General features: G+C 40.4%; 19 protein-coding genes. 5 read left to right on the top strand and 14 right to left on the bottom strand.

The genetic code is table 11. From position 1 onward, the window contains the following. Positions 1-117 precede the first annotated feature (117 nt). The 7 genes from A6J77_RS05955 to A6J77_RS05925 all read right to left on the bottom strand — a co-directional run bounded on the left by A6J77_RS05955 (position 118) and on the right by A6J77_RS05925 (position 6,803). Positions 118-639 carry a C40 family peptidase gene (locus A6J77_RS05955; RefSeq protein WP_083069033.1) on the bottom strand — a complete coding sequence of 174 codons (522 nt, stop codon included), beginning with the start codon at positions 637-639 and terminating at the stop codon, positions 118-120. Between the two features lie 186 nt (positions 640-825). Then, the gene (gene tyrS / locus A6J77_RS05950) at positions 826-2,091 is read right to left on the bottom strand and encodes a tyrosine--tRNA ligase (protein ID WP_083069031.1); all 1,266 of its coding nucleotides are present in this window, start codon (positions 2,089-2,091) and stop codon (positions 826-828) included. A 417-nt stretch (positions 2,092-2,508) separates the two neighbouring features. After that, positions 2,509-2,721: a hypothetical protein gene (locus A6J77_RS05945; protein WP_083069029.1), complete on the bottom strand. Its 213-nt coding sequence runs from the start codon at positions 2,719-2,721 to the stop codon at positions 2,509-2,511. 13 nt (positions 2,722-2,734) lie between these two features. Continuing rightward, positions 2,735-3,415, bottom strand: coding sequence for an NAD(P)H-dependent oxidoreductase (locus A6J77_RS05940; protein WP_083069027.1), 681 nt, complete (start codon positions 3,413-3,415; stop codon positions 2,735-2,737). Between the two features lie 125 nt (positions 3,416-3,540). Next, entirely contained in the window at positions 3,541-5,076 is a 1,536-nt protein-coding gene (locus A6J77_RS05935) for an AbgT family transporter (protein WP_083069025.1), read from the bottom strand. 366 nt (positions 5,077-5,442) lie between these two features. Further along, entirely contained in the window at positions 5,443-6,048 is a 606-nt protein-coding gene (locus tag A6J77_RS05930; protein WP_102950024.1) for a cyclodeaminase/cyclohydrolase family protein, read from the bottom strand. A 62-nt stretch (positions 6,049-6,110) separates the two neighbouring features. Continuing rightward, positions 6,111-6,803 carry a DUF554 domain-containing protein gene (locus A6J77_RS05925; protein WP_083069023.1) on the bottom strand — a complete coding sequence of 231 codons (693 nt, stop codon included), beginning with the start codon at positions 6,801-6,803 and terminating at the stop codon, positions 6,111-6,113. A 209-nt stretch (positions 6,804-7,012) separates the two neighbouring features. Here A6J77_RS05925 and glnA point away from each other — a divergent pair, with 209 nt between their 5' ends. Next, positions 7,013-8,347: a type I glutamate--ammonia ligase gene (gene glnA / locus A6J77_RS05920; RefSeq protein WP_083069021.1), complete on the top strand. Its 1,335-nt coding sequence runs from the start codon at positions 7,013-7,015 to the stop codon at positions 8,345-8,347. 330 nt (positions 8,348-8,677) lie between these two features. Here the strand turns inward: glnA and A6J77_RS05915 are convergent, their stop codons facing one another. The 3 genes from A6J77_RS05915 to A6J77_RS05905 all read right to left on the bottom strand — a co-directional run bounded on the left by A6J77_RS05915 (position 8,678) and on the right by A6J77_RS05905 (position 11,518). Further along, positions 8,678-9,511 carry a DUF975 family protein gene (locus A6J77_RS05915; protein WP_083069019.1) on the bottom strand — a complete coding sequence of 278 codons (834 nt, stop codon included), beginning with the start codon at positions 9,509-9,511 and terminating at the stop codon, positions 8,678-8,680. A 232-nt stretch (positions 9,512-9,743) separates the two neighbouring features. Then, positions 9,744-10,442: a zinc metallopeptidase gene (locus A6J77_RS05910; protein ID WP_083069017.1), complete on the bottom strand. Its 699-nt coding sequence runs from the start codon at positions 10,440-10,442 to the stop codon at positions 9,744-9,746. Positions 10,443-10,504: 62 nt separating this feature from the next. Further along, positions 10,505-11,518, bottom strand: a complete 1,014-nt coding sequence (locus A6J77_RS05905) for an alpha/beta hydrolase (RefSeq protein WP_083069016.1) — start codon at positions 11,516-11,518, stop codon at positions 10,505-10,507. 305 nt (positions 11,519-11,823) lie between these two features. On the opposite strand from A6J77_RS05905, the gene A6J77_RS05900 reads away from it, so the two are divergent. Continuing rightward, the gene (locus A6J77_RS05900) at positions 11,824-12,450 is read left to right on the top strand and encodes a YkyA family protein (RefSeq protein ID WP_083069014.1); all 627 of its coding nucleotides are present in this window, start codon (positions 11,824-11,826) and stop codon (positions 12,448-12,450) included. Positions 12,451-12,476: 26 nt separating this feature from the next. Further along, positions 12,477-13,901, top strand: a complete 1,425-nt coding sequence (locus A6J77_RS05895) for a putative glycoside hydrolase (RefSeq protein WP_083069012.1) — start codon at positions 12,477-12,479, stop codon at positions 13,899-13,901. 227 nt (positions 13,902-14,128) lie between these two features. Here A6J77_RS05895 and A6J77_RS05890 read toward each other — a convergent pair whose 3' ends face one another. The 4 genes from A6J77_RS05890 to A6J77_RS05875 form a co-directional block, all read right to left on the bottom strand. Next, positions 14,129-14,671 (bottom strand): cysteine hydrolase family protein, encoded by a 543-nt coding sequence (locus A6J77_RS05890; RefSeq protein WP_083069010.1) that lies wholly within the window; start codon positions 14,669-14,671, stop codon positions 14,129-14,131. An 80-nt stretch (positions 14,672-14,751) separates the two neighbouring features. Next, positions 14,752-15,921 carry a pyridoxal phosphate-dependent aminotransferase gene (locus tag A6J77_RS05885; protein WP_083069009.1) on the bottom strand — a complete coding sequence of 390 codons (1,170 nt, stop codon included), beginning with the start codon at positions 15,919-15,921 and terminating at the stop codon, positions 14,752-14,754. Then, positions 15,918-16,412: an Lrp/AsnC family transcriptional regulator gene (locus tag A6J77_RS05880; RefSeq protein ID WP_039934560.1), complete on the bottom strand. Its 495-nt coding sequence runs from the start codon at positions 16,410-16,412 to the stop codon at positions 15,918-15,920. The genes A6J77_RS05885 and A6J77_RS05880 overlap by 4 nt, the downstream gene beginning before the upstream one ends. Before the next feature lie 293 nt (positions 16,413-16,705). Then, positions 16,706-17,941 (bottom strand): RNA-guided endonuclease TnpB family protein, encoded by a 1,236-nt coding sequence (locus A6J77_RS05875; RefSeq protein WP_083069007.1) that lies wholly within the window; start codon positions 17,939-17,941, stop codon positions 16,706-16,708. Positions 17,942-18,422: 481 nt separating this feature from the next. Between A6J77_RS05875 and A6J77_RS05870 the strand changes: the two genes are divergently transcribed. Next, positions 18,423-19,403: a DUF1002 domain-containing protein gene (locus A6J77_RS05870; protein ID WP_003143318.1), complete on the top strand. Its 981-nt coding sequence runs from the start codon at positions 18,423-18,425 to the stop codon at positions 19,401-19,403. A gap of 155 nt (positions 19,404-19,558) precedes the next feature. After that, positions 19,559-20,263: a VIT1/CCC1 transporter family protein gene (locus tag A6J77_RS05865; RefSeq protein ID WP_003143319.1), complete on the top strand. Its 705-nt coding sequence runs from the start codon at positions 19,559-19,561 to the stop codon at positions 20,261-20,263. The last annotated feature ends 69 nt before the right edge of the window (positions 20,264-20,332 follow it).

Here is a 20,332-nt window from a genome sequence, read left to right as displayed (position 1 = left end):
CGACGACATTTAAGATCACTCGTGTCACGAATAATTGATAATATGCTAATGATTCAATTTGAAAAATGGCAAATCTACCCTAAGTTGATTCACTAGTCTACTTACTAGACTAATTATTTACAGATCATTAATCACCCGGTTAGCGAACTGTGGGGCAAATCGGCCAACATGGCCGTATGAAACAGCCTTTCCTGGGCTTGGAGCATGTAAATAATAACCATCCTCAAGGGCCAAGGCGACGTGGTAAACCTGGTCGTCTTCTTCAAAAAAATACAGGTCGCCTGGTTGAACATTGTTTAAGTCTACAGGCTGGCCAAAATATTGCTGTTGATTGGTTGTGCGTGGCATATATAAGCCGTTTGCCTTGAAAATATATTCAATAAAACCGGAGCAATCAAAACCAGATAGGTCGTTACCACCCCAAACATAAGGGGTTCCAATTAAGTCATTGGCTGTGGTCAGGATGGCTTGCCGTTTAGTAGTTGCCGTATTGTATGGTAGGTGCGCATTTTGGTCACTAACTGGTAGAGACTCTATTGTGCCCTTCCCCTTGGCATGAATGGTTTGTGCGGGAAAGGCGAGTGCAGCCACTGTATATAAGGCGGCCAGCAAGTACAAGAGACTTCTTTTTCTAAACATATTGATCACTCCTTTATTGGTTATAACAGGGCTATCATATCAGGTTGAAATCCTTGTTTCTATAGGCTTTACACAATTTTTACCAAGCATTTTTTTGGTGTTTTTACGTATACGTTGTGGGTTCAAAATGCGTCAAAAAAAGACCTGAACCGGGGTCCAAGTCTTTCATCGTTTCTACCTCAATATTTACGCGCCTTCGATGGTAACTAAGAAGTATTTTTTCTTACCGCGACGAACGACGATGTATTTGCCTTCGATGGCGTCTGCTGCTGAGATTTCGTAGTCGACGTCTTGCAGGCGTTGACCGTTAATGTAGATGGCGCCGTTGTTAATGTCTTCACGTGATTGACGACGTGATCCTTCAATGCCTGCGTCTACTAACCAAACGGCTAAATTGTTGCCTTCTTTAGGCATTGTTGATCCTGGCATGTTACCGAAACCTTGCTCAATTTGTTTGGCTGATAGGTCTGCGATATTGCCTGAGAATAAGGCTTCTGTGATGGTTTGGGCATCTTGTAAGCCCGGTTGACCGTGAACAAAGGTAGTCATTTCTTCTGCTAGACGACGTTGTGCTTCACGTTTTTCTGGTTCAGTAGCTACCTTTTCTTCTAGGGCATCGATTTCTTCTTTGCTTAAGAAGGTAAAGTATTTCAAGTATTTCACGACGTCTGCATCGTTTTGGTTTAACCAGAATTGGTAGAATTCGTATGGTGACGTTTTTTCTGGGTCTAGCCAAATCGCACCACCGGCTGTTTTACCGAACTTAGTACCGTCCGATTTCAACATTAATGGAATAGTTAATCCAAAGGCTTCTGCGTCGGCACCAGCTTCTTTACGAATTAATTCTAAACCTGATGTGATGTTCCCCCATTGGTCAGCCCCACCGATTTGTAGACGAACGTCCTCGTTTTCAAATAGGTGCAGGAAATCCATTGATTGAAGGATTTGGTATGAGAATTCTGTAAATGAAATCCCTGTTTCTAAACGTGAAGCAACGATGTCTTTTTTGATCATGGTATTCACGTTGAAACGTTTCCCAATATTACGTAAGAAATCAAGTAAAGTCAGGTTTTTAGTCCAGTCGTAGTTGTTGACCATACGGAAATCGGCGTCTTTTTCTTTCAGGAATAAGTTTTCCATTTGACTAGCTAATTTGCGAGCGTTCTCTTCTACCTGCTCCATAGATTGTAGGTTACGTTCTTCCGATTTACCTGAAGGGTCACCGATTGAACCTGTCGCTCCCCCAATTAAGATAACTGGACGGTGTCCTGCTAATTGGAATCGTTTAAGGACCATAAATGGAATTAAGTGACCGATATGTAGTGAGTCACCAGTTGGGTCAACACCGCAGTATAGGCTGATTTTGTTGTCTTTGATGTAGGCTTTTAGGCCGTCTTCATCAGTTTGCTGGTTGATGGCGCCACGCCACTCTAATTCTTCAATAATATTCATGTTTTTCGCTCCTTTTTCCTTTTATAAAAATAAAAAAGCCCCTGTCTAAGCTCTTCCAATTGGAAAAACTTAGACAGGGACGATCAATTACCGTGTTACCACCCAAATTGTTATAAACATTTAGTTTACAACCTCTCTTTGTGCGTTATCGGGCACTAGCCGGCGGAATTTGTACTACTATGTGTAATTCACTATCAATCCTTGACTAGTTCTCACCCACCACTAGTTCGCTAATTACCAGATTCATCGCTACTCCACCAATTAAATTGGTGCCATAGTGCATTCCTTGCACAAGATTATTTGCGTGTGAAACTTTCGCTTCTCACTGAATTTTATCAAAGTCATTGGATAAGTCAAGGAGTTTTGAAGTCTTTTTCTACTATCGATTGATACTGATATGCTATCTTTTCTATCCAACTACCATTCTTCGTGGTTCCATGCTAGGCCGTCTAATTGGCCTTGGGCTTGGAATAAACGTTTGTCGGTTTCAGCGATTTCAGCTTTCACTTTTTTTAGTATGGCGATTGTTGCATAGTCTGTTGCCGTTTCGATGGCTTCATCAATGATCGCCTCGGTCCATTTCAAGTCATTTTCCATTCCGCTTCTAGTCTCCTTGTTTAATGCCGTCATATGATGTGCCCCCTTAACGCCAGCTTGTTTTAGGTAGTTGCGCTTCAATGTCGCCTAGATTGTCCATTTCACCTGCCCATTCTTCAGCAACCAGATTTAATTGCTCTTGTAATGGTTGATCAAAATCGCCTGCAATATCTTTTAATTGGGCAATCAACCAAGCGTTTCGCTCGGCAAATTTTGCCTGGGTTGGTAGTTCTAGGTATTGTCTAAAAAGGACTAGGTTGTCTTGCTGGATATGTTCTGGTTGGTAGGAATGTTGGGCAAGGACAAATGGTGGCAGGTAATCTAAGCCAATCGCACGTGCAAAGGATTGGAAAGGTCGAAGTAATTCTGAAATGGTTACTTGTTCCCGGCCACCTGCTTGGTATTGTCTTAAAGGTACACCCACCGAGATGATTACACCAAATTCTTTGCCTTTTAAATTTTTACTATAGGTATCTAAAAATTCTTTGCTAAAGACTTTCTGAATAAAGTCTGATACTAAACCGGGTGCTTGATACCAGAATAATGGAAATTGAAGCAACCATCTGTCTGATGCTAGGATAGCTTCTTGATAAGCTGTCACATTTGCTTCAGTGAATGGTCGTTCAATTTGGATAAAAGGAATGGTATTTGGTCTTGCTTCATACAGGAATTGGTGGGACGCTGAGGTCTCCATTTCTGGATGACCACCAAAGATTACGCTTGTCATTGATTCGCCTACTTTCTCATTTATATTTTTCCATGCATTTCTAGTCATTTTATCATAAGACTATTTTACATAAGAAAAGCAGCCTAACCAAGTAGACTGCTTGCACAATTTATATTGAATGATTTTTATAATAAAACTGGTGAATTTGGTCCAACTGGGATACCGATTAGGTACCAGATGACTGCCATAATAATCCACGCAATACCGATGGCTACTGAGTAAGGTAATACGTTAGACATTAAAGTTCCTAAACCAGAACGCTTGTCGTATTTGTATAATACTGCTAGAACTACCGGAATGTAAGCTTGCATTGGTGTTAACGGGTTAATAATCCCATCACCAATACGGTAAAGAATTTGGGTGAATGATGGGTGGTAACCTAATAGCATGAACATTGGGACAAAGATTGGTGCCAGGATTGCCCATTTTGCCGAAGCTGAGCCAATAAAAAAGTCAACAAACATTGATAATAAAATGAATCCGATGATTAAGGCGATACCATTGGCGCTTTCTAGTAAGGCTGCTCCTGAAATCGCAATGACTGTCCCCATATTAGACCATGAGAAGTAAGCCATCATTTGACTTGAGAAGAAGATGATCACAATGAAGCTACCCATATCAGCCATTGACGAAGATAACATCCGAGACAAGTCGTGTGAGTCTTTGACTTGACCGGTCATCTTACCGTACACGAAACCTGGCACGAAGAACATAATTGTCATCAAGACTGTGATCCCGTCCATAAATGGCGAATCAGAAATTAATGAGCCTGTTTCAGCATTTGCTAAGAATGAATTTGGCATCAAGGCTAAAACTGCAACAATTGCGATTGTCGCTAGTAATGACCAGTTTGCATATTTGACTGCTTCGATTTCTTGGTCTGATAATGACCCACCATTGTGAACTGCTGGTGTTTTCTCGCCGGCAAATTCAGGTTGATACTCACCCATTTGTGGTAATGAAATTTTAGTCAGTACGAAGTAAATAACTGGTACTAATACAAATGTTGAAGCGAAGATGAAATAGTAGTTCATCGCAACATTTAGTTCAATATCTGGCAAAATAGTCTGTGCTGCTGATTCTGTAAAGGGGAATACTAAGGCATCAGACATCCCCAACATCACGTTGGCCGCAAAGGCTGCAAGTGATGATACATAACCTAGAACTGCACCGGCCATTGGGTTTAAACCAATTTTTAAGAAGGTTAAGGCTGCTAACGGTGGCAATACGATTGGACCAGCGTCCCCAGCGATATTGGCAATTACCCCTGAAAAAATGATGATTAGCAAGATATATTGCTTCGGCGCTTTTTCCACTACGTTAGTTAAAACGGCTTCAAAGTAACCTGTTTTTTCAGCCATACCAACACCAAGCATAATAACTAATACGGCTGACAAGGCTGGGAATCCAGCAAAGTTTGCGCCTGCTTCTGATATCATGCGGGCAAAGTACTCACCAGTTAGCAAGTTATTTACTGCAACCTCTGAATTATCTACTGGATTGACAACCGATACCCCAAACATACTCATTACCCATGACGCTAGAATGACTAGAATACTTAGGTAAATGAAGATCATAATTGGTGAAGGCATTTTGTTCCCTACACGTTCAATTGCATTAAGAATACGGAGTAACCGTGATTCTTGTTGTTTTTCTTCCACTTATTTCATCTCTTTTCTTATTGTAATTCTTGCCTATCTTTTCACTATTGTTTAGATTATAAAGATTCCATTAAATTTCTTCAAGTCTTTGTTAAATTTTGCATAATTTTTAAACTTTCTTCAGAAGGTAATCTCCATTTTTCAAACAAAAAAGACCCATATCATCTTTATATGGATCAATCTTGTTAGATTTATTGACGACTAGATACCGTTTTTTTAATATAAGTCACATTTATTTGTTTCAACCCTACCGTACCGACGTATGAATCCTAATAATTTTTAATTGTTTTTGTTCGTAATGTTCACCTCCTTTCTCTATTGGATTTGTATTTCCTGTGAAAGAAGGGTTTGTAAATCATAGGACTTTTAACGACTGGCTACCGTTTCTGTGATTGTTTTAATTGCGGCTTCACTTCTTTGAATCAAGTCTTTTCCTTTGGCGCCTAATGCGGCTTGTAGGTTTTCGTCTTTTAATAATAAGACGTTTTCTTCAACGTTTTCGTTGGCTGCTTGGATAGCCGTTTTCAGCATGGTTGTACCAACGGTGACATCGGCCATCACAGACTTGCGTCCTAGGCTAGCGACTTGGGTCATAATTTCTAAGGCTTGTGTTGCATGGTCCATGATTTCCAATGGCACTTCTGTGGCAATTTTTAAGCCTGCTTGAATTGCCTGTACACGGTCAGCTTTTTCTTGGTCAGTGGTTTTTGGTAATTTGAATGCACCGAATAGTTGGTTTGATGCGTCTTCATCCCCTTGCACCAAAGCGAACAGTGCTTCTTGGTGGCTAGTCATTTGATTGCCTAGACCCGTCAGCAAATCAAGGTCCGCCCCTTTTTGCTTTTCAATAGTAATATTTAGGACCATGTTACCTAAGGCTGCGCCCATTGTTCCGGCGTATGCTGCTGCTGACCCACCCCCTGGTGCTGATTGGCTTGAGGCTAATGCTTCGATATAAGTGTACATTTCCATGATAATTTCTCCCTTTAAATGATTTTTTGAGTGATAATTTGAATAAATTCTTCTATATAATATTAAAACAAATTGAATAGTGGAATTAAAACGATTGGTACGAACATAGATGGTGCGATGTTCATGACTTTGATGTCTGTGATTTGTAAGAGATTGAAGCCTAATCCCATAATAATGAGGGACCCTACTGCACCGATTTCTGTGGTTACGACATCACCTAATAAGGGCGCGATGGATGCGGATAATAGCGATAAGGCTGCTTCATAAAAAAATAATGGGATAGCGGCAAAGGCTGACCCGATCCCAAGCGTTGACGACAAGACAAAGACGAACACAAAGTCTAAGATGGATTTGGCGTACATGGTGGTGTGGTCTAGGAATAGACCAGACTGCAGGGACCCGATGATGGCCATTGCGCCGACTACAACGAATAAGGTGGCCGATACAAAGGCTTCTTGAAAAGTCGATTCACCTTCGTTAGCTACTCTTTCTTGGAGTCTTAAGGCAAAATGGTTCAATTTCCCGTCGAAGTCAACTGTTTCACCGATTAAGGTCCCAATCACTAAGGAGAGTACCATGACGATTAAGTCGTCTGTTTCAAGAGCACCCTGGATACCAATAAATATAACAACCAAGGCGACGGCTGTCATTATGCCTTTTCGCGTGTTGTTTTTTAAGTGATGACCGAATATCGTTCCCACACCTGCCCCAAATACTACGCTAATCGCGTTCACGATTGCCCCAAATATGACCATGTCCTAACTCCTCTTATCTTCGTTATCTTTTGAATTTGATTATAACAAATAATGAGATTTTTATGTGGAACTTGTTAACATTTTATAAAACTCGATTCCCATGTTATATTTTGTGACACAAAACGTCAATTTACCCTTGCATTCTATTAAAAATACATTCATAATACAAAAGTAGTTAAATTTAGGACGACAATAAAGGAGCAAAATTTATGCCAACATGGACAAGAGAAGCAATCTTTGAAGACGCACAAGAAAAAAATGTACATTTTATTCGCCTAGCTTTTTCGGATGTTAACGGTATTTTGAAAAACGTTGAAATCCCAGTATCACAGCTAGACAAGGCCTTAGACAACGAAATGGCTTTCGATGGTTCTTCAATTGACGGTTTCGTCCGCATCGAAGAAGCAGATATGAAGCTATACCCAGATTTAAATACTTGGACAGTATTCCCTTGGGGTTCTGATGATAGAAAAGTTGCCATCTTAATTTGCGATATCTATACAACTGATGGTGAACCATTTGCGGCAGACCCTCGTGGTAACTTAAAACGCATGGTTGAAAAATTAGACGACTTTGGTTTCTCAGCTTTCAACTTGGGACCTGAACCAGAATTCTTCTTATTTAAACTTGCAGAAGACGGCAACCCAACGACTCGTGTAAATGATGTTGGTGGTTACTTCGACGTTGCGCCTGTTGATTTAGGTGAAAACTGTCGTCGTGAAATCGTATTGATACTTGAAGATCTTGGATTTGAAGTAGAAGCTTCTCACCATGAGGTTGCGATTGGGCAACACGAAATCGACTTTAAATATACTGATGTTGTTGATGCTTGCGATAAGATTCAATTATTCAAGTTAATCGTTAAAACTGTTGCGCGTAAATACAACTTGCATGCTACTTTCATGCCAAAACCTATATACGGTATCAATGGTTCAGGTATGCACTGTAACATGTCTCTATTCAAAGGAAGCGAAAATGTCTTCTTTGATGCAGATTCTGAAACACAATTATCTGAAACAGCTATGCAATTTATCGCCGGTGTCTTAGAACATGCTAAAGCGATCACTGCAGTTGCTAACCCAATTGTAAACTCATATAAACGTTTAGTTTCAGGTTACGAAGCACCAGTAAATATTGCTTGGTCTACTCGTAACCGTTCACCACTAATCCGTATCCCAGCTGCTCGCGGGAAATCAACACGTGTTGAATTACGTTCAGTTGACCCAGCTGCTAACCCTTACTTAGCACTTGCGGCTATCTTAGGCGCTGGTCTTAAAGGTATCGAAGACGAAATGGTTGCACCTGCACCAATTTCTCGTAACGTATACAAAATGACTGCTGATGAATTAGTTAACGGTGGTATTGATAAATTACCTAGCTCTCTATCTCGCGCTTTAGACGAATTAGAAATCGACAGCGTTGTACAAGATGCTTTAGGTGCACACATCACTGCAAACTTCATCTCAAGCAAACGTATTGAATGCCAAGAATACTTACACCAAGTAACTGACTGGGAATTAAATACATACTTAGAACAATATTAATTTTGTAAAAATGAACACGACTTGGCTCAAGCTAAGTCGTGTTTTTTAATTGTATACGAATAAAAAAACGCATGACCTAGAGAGGAGTCCAGATCATGCGTTTAAAATTGGTTATTGATTTTTTAATGGCTTATGTTGCACCCTTTAATTGGGTTTAAGCCCACAGATTATGGGTGAGTTCGCGCTTTAGCGTTTATTCGCCTAAATGCGTTAGAAAAGTACTGCTTTTTAGCCTAGGTTGGACTGACTGTGTCAGCCACTGCCCTAATCTTCCCACGGAACTAGTCTTCCAGTGATGCATGCCTTAGCGCCAAAGCTCGCACCCTCTTTTTAAAAGTCGTTCCAGTTTTTGTCGTCTGTATACTTGTCATTCACAAAGTTGTAGTTGGTTTTGTATGTGGAGATTCTTTCTTTTCTTGTAAATCCGCGGTATGTGTTGCCTTGTTTTTTGGCTTTGCGGTCTGGTCTCAGCGTGTATTCGTCTTCTTCTACAAGGATTTCTTTGGTCCGGTGCTTTCTAGCTTGGCTTAGTCGGGATACTTTTTCCGGGTAGCCAGTTTCATCTAATGCTTCTTCGTAGAAGTTGATTAAGGCTAGGCTGTGGTAGGGTTTGACGTAGAAGTAGGCTAATCCTAGCGTGAATGGAATCAATATGTACCATCCTATAAAGCGGAGATTTAGCCAGATAAATCGCCATTTCCGTCCGCGCATCATCCGTCGGGACTCTGTGATGGCCTCGGATGCTGTTAGGATTGGAAAGTCGACGATTAAATAATCGGTCAATGCATATCCTATACTTTTATAAACCGCTGGGAAAAATAACAATAATGACCACATGAGTAGGTAAAAGCCTCGTAGGAATCTTGCCCAAGCAAATTTGATTGAATCACGCATAATTGGCCCAATGATGTCACGGTGGATTCGTATCGGTCGTTGGTTATTCTTCACCATTAATGACCGTAGATAAGCCATTTCAGCTCCGGCAATAAAAATGATCTCGATGATTATAATCAGGATGCTGATGGGGAAAAGGACGAAGGATACTGCAATTGGTACAGTCCCAATTATCCATACGATTGCCCAATAAATAATGGTAAATAAGACAAACCAACCTGCATTTTGGCTTAGCGTCTCTTTAGCTTTCACTTTTAAATTTTTTCGCAATCACGGTCACCTCCTCATAAAAATAATCAATTGATTGGGTTCATATAATACTTGTCTAATCGATGAACTGGTAGACACCAATACTTACCTTTCAGACTAGCTAATCTTATATAAGTATTTTATCAAATTCTCAAGTTTCGCCATCCACCCTAGGACCTATTTCGCGCAAAAGAATAACCTTGAATACCGTGGTAGTCAAGGCTGTCTTTTTGCCGATATTAATGGCTAAATCTTAGTCGCGAGAACGACCGCCAAATAAAATCAAGACACGTAGTAGTGACAAAGCACCTGCGATAGTTGAAGCGACGTAAGTCATAGCTGCAGCGTTCAAGGTTTTACGGGCATACGGTAATTCTTTGGATGTTAAAATATGCCCATCTTCCATAATTTGTAGCGCACGTTTAGAGGCGTCAAATTCGACTGGTAAAGTCACTAATTGGAAAAGTAAGGTTAATGAGAACAAGATAATCCCAATATTGATAAAGGTCTCGTTAAAGCCCGCGATGGCACCTAGCATTAAGATTGGCCAAGACAGTTGTGAACCAATACTAACAACAGGTACAATCTTTTGACGTAGGGTCATCATGAAATAACCTTGGGCGTCTTGAACCGCGTGACCACACTCGTGGGCTGCAACCCCGATAGCAGCAATCGATTTTGAATCGGCTGTTGCGTCTGATAAACGCAATACTTTATTGCTTGGATCGTAGTGGTCGGTTAAGTTACCAGAAATTCGTTCAACACGAACGTTGGTAATACCAGAATATTCTAGAATGTATTCGGCAACTTGGGTACCGGTCATTCCTTTTGCAGTGGCATATTTACTATATTTATTAAATGTTCGATTTACGTTGGCACTTGCGATGGACGCGATTACAGCACCAATAATAATTAAGATATAAGTCCAGTCAAACATCATGGGGAAAAACATCGAATCACTCCTTCTCTCATATTATAACAGCTAACCTCGCCCTAACCAATGCAGATGCTGGGTTAGGGGTTCATAATTTGTTGGTGGATGATGTCGATAACTTCCTGACTTTCTGGTAGGTTGTTCAGGTAGAATTCATGGTGCATGTAATCAAACTGGTAATAGTTACTGGTATGATTATGGGCACGTAATCGACGGTGCAGCCAACGGCCGTCGCAGGCGTGGCTGTCATCCGATCCGTTAATAAAATCGACTGCTGGCATTGAGTCAATTGGCATTTTGGCATAGTTCAAGGCAGGGTTTTTATCCCGCCAGATCGTTTTTAAGGCATTGACCTTGGTGGCGTCAAATTGCACATCATTCGGGTTGATGTTGACGTCATCAAAACTAGTATTTAGCCATGGTGACAGTAAAATCACTCGTTTCACAGGCTGGCCGATTTGGTCCATCCGGTCCGCAACCAATAAGGCTGGAATCGCACCTGTATCAGAAGCGAGGAAGTAGACATCTTCTAATGACCGTCCCTTTTTGTCAGCGATTTCTTCTATTAGAGCTGTAATCCGCCCGGCTTCAGCGCGTAAGTCATAATTAGCGAATGACCGCAGCAAGGGAATTGATACATTCGCTTCATCTTCAAAGCGGTTAGCTATTTTTCGGGCGAAGGCCCATTCACGCTCTTGTAAGGTATGAATCCCGCTACCGCCATGAAAATAAATAATCCAGGGCTTGTCATTCTTTGTAGGCGTGTCTTGTGAGTCCAAAACCGGTTCGGTATCAATATCCGTCAGCTCGACGATGACACCCTTTTTGCCACGGTGAATCTCTGAAGCATGGTCGCGGGTAATAAAAAATAAGTTTTCGTGGTTAATGCTCCTTTTAGCTAGGTCTTCAGTTGCTTGTTTCTTGCTATTGGCAGGGGTTAATCGATTAGCTTCTCGCTTAATCCTCATACCATCTTGTATCACCTTGCTGCGCACCGATCGCTCTTGACTCATGGCATGATAAACATAGCCGACGCCTGTTGCAGCAGCTGCTAACCCTAGTCGCCAAAGTCGGTTATTGTCCTGCTTACTCATTCTTGCACGCTCCTCCCCATTTTCTTCATCATAAAACTTGCACAAGCTCTTTAGTCTATTATAACTGAACACCAGGCATTGGATAGGGACTAAAGTCCTAATTTCTAGCAAAAGAATTCCTACATTTTCCTTAGCATTTTCTAAAAATTATATTAATTTCTTGAGATATTCGCGTAAGTCTCGTATCATTAAGGGTATATTATACTTTATGGGTTATTATCGCAATTCTACACACAAAAATACAGCATTCATTTCTGTTATTCACTGCGGTAATACGAGAAAAAAATAGAATAAGGAGATAGATAATGGTATTGAAGAAACTATCCACCCTTGCAATCGTCGGGGCGAGCATTGGGGTATTAGCAGCCTGCTCTAGGACACCAGACCAAGTGGTAACAAAGTCAGCCGAAAACGCCCAAGCTATGATGGGGCAATTAGAATCCATTCAAACGCAGGAAATGGCTTTACAAGATGCTTTTGAAGAAGATTTAGCAGCTGACGAAAGTCTACCCAACTTGACTGAATCAGGTACGGGTGCCACACGGGAAAACTTACAAACCAGACAAGAAGAATTTGACGAATTAAAATCGCTTTTTGAAGATTTCCAAGGTCAGGTTGAAAGTTTAAATGAATTTGACGAAACAGACTTCACAGCTGGGGAAGATTTCGCCAACTTTGATGCGTCTCGGCAATTAGCTGACAGCGTGAACACGCAAATGAGCGCCTACATTGAAAACTACCAAGCTGTTTTGGAGAGAGAAGAGGCCTATTACACAAGTTTAGCAGCTGAAGACAGCGATCTAACGACCTTCTCTGACGGCCTAGCGGAAATTAACGGCAACTTTAAAACGTCACAAGCAGCCTTATCTGAAATATTGCCTGACTTAACGGAATTGGCCAAACTTTCGCAAATAGAAAATCAAGCACAATAAAATGAAATAGAACGGAGGCCAGAACCTTGAAAGACAATCAATCCAATCCAAATTCGGATATTAAGACAACTTTAGACCCAAAAAACGAAGGACCTAAATTCAATTGGAAACTTGTTTTAGGACTACTCACAGCCATTGTATTAGGTTTAGCCTTAATCTTTGGCATTCGAACAGACTGGTATGGCTTAGCCAATGAAAATAACCAAGAACAATCCGCAAGTAATGAAAGTTCGTCTGAACAAAACTCTGAATCTACCAGTGAATCTGGTGAATCAACTGAAGCAAGTCGTGAAGATGCTAGCGCTACAGCGACAAGCGGTGAAGGTGACAGTACACAATTACCAAATGTTTCTACAGAAGCAACGGCTTTATTAAACCAACCAAAAAATTTACCCTCAAAATTCCAATACGATTCAGGTTACGATATTGCCTATCCTGAAGACGGGGTAAAAGGGATTTACCTATCAGCTGCCGGTGCCACCGACCAAGCCCTATTTGATGAAAATATGGCCCTTTTAGATGAAACCAATCTAAATTCAGTCGTACTAGATGTCAAAGACGACTACGGGAATATTACTATGGACCTACCGTCAGAAGATGATACGGTCAACAACAACGAAACAGATAGTATTGACGGCGAAGGCATGATGCAAACTTTCGAAGACAAACAAATCTATCCAATCGCTCGTATCACAACCTTTAAAGATACCAACCTAGCTAACGCTGATCCATCACGTACCTTCCTAACAGAATCTGGTGAAGTATGGACTAACGATGGTGGCGATGCCTTCTTAAACCCATACAACAAAGATAACTGGGAATACCTTGTAGAAGTCGCTAAATCAGCCGCTCGCGCTGGTTATAAGGATATCCAATTTGACTATGTCCGCTTCCCAGAAGGATTTGAAACTTTCGGTGAAACCTTAACTTACGATATGGGTGACTACGCTGAATATGGAAAAGCTTCAACTGAAGCCCGTCAAATGGTTATCGCAGACTTCCTAGCTTTTGCCCGTGAAGAACTTGAACCATATGGTGTAGATGTTTCTGCAGATATCTTTGGTTACGTGACAGATGTTGTCGCAACACCTGGTATCGGTCAAAACTACAACATGATCGCAGAAAATGTCGATGTCATTTCATCAATGATTTACCCTTCTCACTGGGGTCCTGGCTACTTCGACTTAGACTACCCAGACTTATACCCATATGAAGTTGTACAAGCTTATATGGAAAAAGAGAATGCTTTAAATGCTGAGCTGGAAGATGCACCAGTATCTAGACCTTGGTTACAAGATTTTACCGCATCATACCTGGCGGAAGGTACTTATGCTGAGTACGGCGCGGCCGAAGTACAAGAACAAATTGACGCTGTTATTGAAAGTGGCGCCAAGGAATACCTACTTTGGGATGCATCAAACACCTACACAAAAGGTGTAGATTACAAATAGTACTTATGATAACAAAAACTCGACGTCAGCTGGCGTCGAGTTTTTGTTTTATTTTAAGTAGTGTTGGTAGGCGTTTTTAAGGAATTTTCACCAACACTATTTTTGTACATACAAAATGGCCATGCTTTCCTAAAATAAAGTAAAACACCACATCATACTTGAAAGAAGGAAAATCATGACCTATTCGTTTATTATACAATTGTTATGCAGACTTTACGAGACAATTTCTACTTAATGATTTCAGTGTGGAAACACCGTGTCATATGTTCAAGCATAGTGTCCCCTAAATCTGTAAAGGTTGCAACACCATTAGCATGGACTTTCGTTTGAAAACCATAGGCATCCGCCCCACTAACCGTATTGAAAACACAAATATCTGTGGCTACACCAACAATATGGACTGTATCAACGCCTTTATCAAGCAATAAATCCGCCAAACCAGTATTAAAGAAGCTATTGTAATTTTCTTTAGGCAGGTATGTGACCAATTCATTGTCTTGGTTGGCTTGAAACCAGTCTTGCAATTCACCATAAAGTGCTTGTCCTTCTGTACCCACCACATTATGGGCTGGCCACAATTTAAAGTGGGGATCATCCACTTGATGAGCGTCCATGGCCACGACCACATCCTTCCCTTGGCTGATAAAGTCTTCTGCCAGAGATTTAATGTAAGGAACGATGGCTTGACCTGGTTGGCCAACGGTTAATGAACCGTCTGGTGCCACAAAATCGTTACTCATATCTACAATGATTAATGCTTCTTTATCCATGAAATCAACCCCTCAATCGTCATTTGTATCATTCTTTGAAAAATAAATTTGCATTTCTATACACAATATTTATCCTTGTCTTATTTGTTTCTTAGCTCGGTAATGAATTCTTCTATTTTGTCCATGGCAATCGTCAATTCTTTAATTGAGTAAGCGTATGAGATACGTAAGAATCCTTCCCCACCCTCACCAAATGCTGAACCAGGCACAACTGCCAATTTCTTCGCATCAAGGAGCGCCAAGGCAAATTCTTCACTGGTCATATCAAATTCACGAATGTCAGGGAAGGTATAGAAAGCCCCGCGTGGTACGAAACAAGGAATACCCATATCACGGAATCGGCCTAATAAGAAGTTACGACGTTTTAAATAGTCTTTCCGCATCGCTTCTACATCGTCATCACAATCTTCTAAAGCTACAACTGACGCATATTGCGATACAGTTGGTGCAGCCATAATCGTGAACTGGTGGATTTTCAACATTTGTTCCACTAAAACTTCTGGTCCACATAGGTAACCAATTCGCCACCCTGTCATTGAGAAGGCTTTAGCAAATCCGTTAATGTAGATTGTCCGTTCTTTCATCCCTTCAAATGAAGCGATTGACGTGTATTTATCTTTGGCATACCAGATTTCAGAATAAATTTCGTCCGTTAAGACATATAAATCATATTTCTTAATTACATCAGCCAATTTTCCCAACTCTTCCCGAGTTGCTGCTGCCCCTGTTGGGTTGTTTGGATAGTTTAAAATAATAGCCTTGGTCTTTTCTGTGATCAATGCTTCAATATTTTCCGGCTGTAAAATAAAGTCGTGCTCACTTGGTAGTTTCATTGGTACGGGAATCCCGCCAGCAAGCTCAATTGACGGTGTGTAAGATACGTAGGACGGATCCATACACAATACTTCATCACCTGGGTTAATTAATCCACGACAAGCAAGGTCAATGGCTTCAGAACCACCAACAGTGACAATCACTTCCGTATCCGGATCATAATCCAAGTCATATTTGCGGTCTAAATAATTTGAAATTGCACGTCGCAATTCAATCAAACCTGCATTGGCAGTATAATAAGTTTTACTTTTTCTAATGGCCCGAATCGCTTCTTCACGAATTGACCAAGGCGTTGGAAAGTCAGGCTCCCCTACCCCAAGCGAAATCACGCCTTCGATTTCATTGGCAATGTCGAAAAAACGGCGTATACCAGATGGCTCCATATCAATTACGGTTTTATTTTGAGATTTTGTCATTGTGAGATCACCATACGTCCGCCATGTTCTTTGATATCTTTATAGACAACCCCTTGTTCTTTATAGCGGTTCATTACAATGTGGGTTGTTGTAGCGCTAACTTCGTCGATAGCTGCTAATTTAGAGATAAATTTAGAGATATCTACCATCGTTAAACGCTTGGTTAATAATAGGAAATCATAAGTACCTGACATCAAGTATAAAGATTCTACTTGATCATATTGGTAAATGGTTTCTGCAATGTCTTGATAAGATACACCGTGGTGTAAATCAACATTGACTTCTACCATCGCTGATAGCAAGTTGTCATCGGCAACGTCCCAGTTGATCATGGTGTGGTAGCCGGCAATCACGTTATCTTTTTCATAAGCAGCGATTTGCGCAACGACTTCTTCTTCGTTAGCTTCAATCATGTTAGCAATAGTTTTAGGTGCTAATCGCGCATCCTGCGCTAAGATAGCTAACAATTCTTTTTTCTGTTCGATGTTCATTTTTATCCCTCCAAAAACGACATAACTTGTAGCCTTAAGCATACTTTTAAAGTGAAATTTTGTCACTTCATTTGAATAATTTTAATAAAAATTTTTGATTTCACCCCAATTTCAAAAACGCTTCCTCTTCTAGTATATATCAACTACTCTCTGTTAAAACAGAGAGTTTGTCCTAAACATGGTGGTTGTACAAACGATATAATATCTCCAACCGTTTAAAGACACTAAGGGATGGTTGACTGGCACCCCATCAGTAAGCGGTCTGTAGACACTTACCGAATATTGTTTTACGTTTAATAATTTTGTATTGGCACAACTTTTTCAAACCGCGGGTTTTTCTCACTCGACAGATATCGGTGACCCAATTCTTGAATATTGATAGCTGCCACACGGTCATCATTTGATTGATACCCACAATTCTGACAAGTAAACAAGTGCTTACCTTGTTGTCTATTAGCTTTATCAATTGATTCGCATTTCGGACAACGTTGGGACGTAAATTGTGCGGATACTTTTAAAACTTGCGAACCACTTTCTAAAGCTTTATACATTAACTTTTCTTCAAAATCGAAGAATCGCCAAGAATGGTGTTCATACCGTGCATCTTGCTTACGATGGTGAGTCGTGTTAAAAGTAACGTTCGTAAGATCTTCCAACACAAACAAGGTATTGGCCCCGTATCGATCAACGAGTGTCTTTGATAATTGATGGTTCACATCATTCATCCAGCGGTTCTCTCGTCTTTCAATTGTTTTAAGGCGTCTACGACTTGATTTGGTGTTCTTCGCTTGTAAGGACTGGCGCAATTCCTTAAAACGCCGTCTTTTCTTCATCAAGCTTTTACCCGAATAGAAGGTAGTATGAGTTGTATCATCCGCAATAGTTAGTATCTGTCTTAAACCACGGTCAATGCCTACAATCCGTTGAATATTAGTTTCATCTGGGCTGTCTATCTCTTTACTTGCGGACACGTGTAAGAACCACTTACCCTTACGACAGAGTAATTCAGCTTGACCGAACTTGTAAGCATTCTGGCTAAATTGTTGAAGATAAGCGATATGTTGCTTATCACAAGACACTTTAATTCGTCCTTGATTGGTCGTCAGTGAATAGGTATTGTTTTGGTGATAAGCGTAGTTACGATTACGTACGAACACAGCTACTGGTTGCTTAAACCCTAGGGGTTTCGTTAAATGGTAAAGGTCTTTATATAGCGTATGATATTTACCTGTATGGATATCTTTATAACGCTTAGGTTTTTGTTTAAACTGTGTTTTCACGGTCTTATATCTCGCGATTACCGTACGCATCACGGACTGGGCCATTTGCGATTGCAGCCCAAAATCCTGACGTATCTGATGATACAAGGCGTTGTGCAAAGTCGTTTGACCTAATTCAAAGTCATGGTCAAAGATATATGTCGAAACAAAATTACAAGCGTTTAAAAACTGTTGTTGGGTTTCTTCGAACTTTTCAATATCACTAGCACTTGGGTATAATTGCACTTTAATCGTTTTCGTTAACTGCATCTTATCACCTCTTTTCTCTTAAAATACATTATACTATCTATTTAGAGAAAACATAAACGATAACCTAGTAAAATCAACAAAAAGAGCTGTCTATTTTGCTAATTCCTCCTAGGTATCAATACCTAGGTTTCCTTAGCTGACAGCTTGTAAATGAAATAGATTATTTTTGTAGTGATATGGCTAGTAACCCATTTTTTCTGATTATTAACTTTCAGGTTATGCTTATGCCTAACATAGTCTTAAAAAGCAGTGGGACCGCCCTCACCCTAGTTAGGTTCGAGTCTCCAGAGAGGTCTCTCGCACCTTAATCATATTACTCCTAGACAGGAAGCGTCGTCTTTCGCACTCCTTTTCTCCTTAAACAATTTTTATATCCTTGTTAACAGTTTTCTAAAACCCTTTCCAATTTAAAATGATACAATGGGCTTACCGACAACTACGACCTTCATGGTCATAATCAGTCTGTAGGAGGAAACATACAATGGAAAAGTTTACAAAACGAATTTTATTAACTAGTGGTGTTTTAGCTTTGGGACTTGCCGTAGCTGCACCAAATAAATTAGCAGATAAGATTGCTATTGACCCGATGTTTACATACGGGGAAACTTTAGATGATAGCCAATATACTGAAACAAAAAAATTATTAGGTGTTGAAGATGGCGCGACTGAAATCGAAGTGGCTGTTAATGAATTAAATGACTTATTACAAGATAGCTACCCATACAACCAAGTCTACTCTTCAGCTTATATCACACCAGCTGATAACGATGGTGGCGTAACGGTTGAAATCGAAACACCAGATACAATAACAGATATCACTGAAGCCCAATATGAGAATGCGGCCATTACTGCGGGTGCAATTGACGTAGATATTAAAGTGGCTTCTGCTGTTACAGTAGATGGTTCAGGTGCCTTAGCGGGTGTTTATAAAGCCTTTGAAGATGCTGGTTATTCATTAGATGATGATGCCCGTCAAGTGGCCCAAGATGAGTTAGCGGTAACTTCTTCAATTACACAAGAGAATGAAGATACTGAAGGTTACTCTGATAGCGACATGAACGCTGCGATTGCGGATATTAAAGCGCAAATTGCTGACTTGAAAGACCAAAATGGTGGCTCAATTTCAGTGGATGAAATTACTGTTATCGTGAATAATGTTGTGAATAACTACAACTTAAATGGTGTGATTTCTGAAGACAATATCCAAGCGATTATTGATCAAATGAAAAACTTCTCTAACCTTGAGTTAAGTGAAGAGCAAAAAACACAATTATCTAACTTAGCAAGCTCATTGTCTGACGCTGCAAGTAACGTTGCCGCTTCTGCTTCATCTGCAATCGAAAATGCAGATACTGAGCAATTACAAGAAGATGCTATAGGTATTTGGGACCGTATCCTTTCTATCGTAGATAATATCTTTGGTACAAGCTTCAGTTCTGCTAGTGACACAACAGCTGAATAATCTATAAACAAAATTGTCCTCAACGACTAAGTTTCCATACAATTCTAGCCGTTGGGGGCTTTTTTTCACCTTTTTGAATCATCTGTGAGTGAACCAACCCACCATCTATATATGAAAGCATATAATAAAACTAAATACTTATGGAGGTGTAGCAATTGAGTGAACAAAGTAAAAAAGAATCTTTGATGAATGGCAATTACGTGAAAAGTATGGTTTACGGTGGCCTCGATGGTATTGTCACAACCTTCGCCGTCGTTGCAGGGGCAACTGGTGGTGCCTTATCACTTGACGTAGTCATCATCCTTGGCTTCGCCAATCTATTAGCAGATGGTTTATCTATGGCCGTTGGTGACTTCCTTTCAAGTAAGTCTGAGGGAGAGTTTGTTGAGAACACCATCAAAAAACGGCGTCTTGATTTTAAGAATGATTTTTCAAGTGAAGTGGCTAAATTATCTGCAAACTACCAAGCAAAAGGCATTTCAAAGGATGACGCCGATCAGATTTCAGCAACCCTAGCCAATTATCCTGAAATCTTTGAGCAAGAACGTGTGAATAGTGAGTTTGGGGATGAAGAAATCGAAACACATCCAATGAGAAATGCTTTAGTAACGTTCTTCTCATTTTTAATATATGGTTTTATCCCATTAATTGCCTACGTATTCGCCTCAACTAATACTTTTTTGATGGCCAATACCTTTGCAGTTGCATGCGTCTTAACCGCCATCACCCTATTTATCCTAGGTGCATCAAAATCACGTTTAACGCATACCAATTGGTTTAAATCTGGTATGGAAATGCTTCTGATTGGTGGTGCAGCCGCCCTAGTTGCCTATGGTATCGGTGTACTTTTAGGTAGCTAAGATATACCTGTAGTGACTATGCTGATTAAAAAAACACCATAAAAATACCGCCTCGGCCTTAGAAGACCG

The sequence above is a fragment of the Aerococcus viridans genome (assembly GCF_002083135.2).
GTDB lineage: Bacteria > Bacillota > Bacilli > Lactobacillales > Aerococcaceae > Aerococcus > Aerococcus viridans_C.
This window is presented reverse-complemented; position numbering and strand designations above follow the sequence as displayed.

Coding starts and splice junctions, on each gene's coding strand:
- tyrS (WP_083069031.1), bottom strand. CDS start 2,091: ATGAATATTATTGAAGAATTAGAGTGGCGTGGCGCCATCAACCAGCAA.
- A6J77_RS05925 (WP_083069023.1), bottom strand. CDS start 6,803: ATGGTCATATTTGGGGCAATCGTGAACGCGATTAGCGTAGTATTTGGG.
- A6J77_RS05955 (WP_083069033.1), bottom strand. CDS start 639: ATGTTTAGAAAAAGAAGTCTCTTGTACTTGCTGGCCGCCTTATATACA.
- A6J77_RS05900 (WP_083069014.1), top strand. CDS start 11,824: ATGGTATTGAAGAAACTATCCACCCTTGCAATCGTCGGGGCGAGCATT.
- A6J77_RS05875 (WP_083069007.1), bottom strand. CDS start 17,941: ATGCAGTTAACGAAAACGATTAAAGTGCAATTATACCCAAGTGCTAGT.
- glnA (WP_083069021.1), top strand. CDS start 7,013: ATGCCAACATGGACAAGAGAAGCAATCTTTGAAGACGCACAAGAAAAA.
- A6J77_RS05870 (WP_003143318.1), top strand. CDS start 18,423: ATGGAAAAGTTTACAAAACGAATTTTATTAACTAGTGGTGTTTTAGCT.
- A6J77_RS05910 (WP_083069017.1), bottom strand. CDS start 10,442: ATGTTTTTCCCCATGATGTTTGACTGGACTTATATCTTAATTATTATT.
- A6J77_RS05885 (WP_083069009.1), bottom strand. CDS start 15,921: ATGACAAAATCTCAAAATAAAACCGTAATTGATATGGAGCCATCTGGT.
- A6J77_RS05880 (WP_039934560.1), bottom strand. CDS start 16,412: ATGAACATCGAACAGAAAAAAGAATTGTTAGCTATCTTAGCGCAGGAT.
- A6J77_RS05930 (WP_102950024.1), bottom strand. CDS start 6,048: ATGGAAATGTACACTTATATCGAAGCATTAGCCTCAAGCCAATCAGCA.
- A6J77_RS05905 (WP_083069016.1), bottom strand. CDS start 11,518: ATGAGTAAGCAGGACAATAACCGACTTTGGCGACTAGGGTTAGCAGCT.
- A6J77_RS05945 (WP_083069029.1), bottom strand. CDS start 2,721: ATGACGGCATTAAACAAGGAGACTAGAAGCGGAATGGAAAATGACTTG.
- A6J77_RS05940 (WP_083069027.1), bottom strand. CDS start 3,415: ATGACAAGCGTAATCTTTGGTGGTCATCCAGAAATGGAGACCTCAGCG.
- A6J77_RS05890 (WP_083069010.1), bottom strand. CDS start 14,671: ATGGATAAAGAAGCATTAATCATTGTAGATATGAGTAACGATTTTGTG.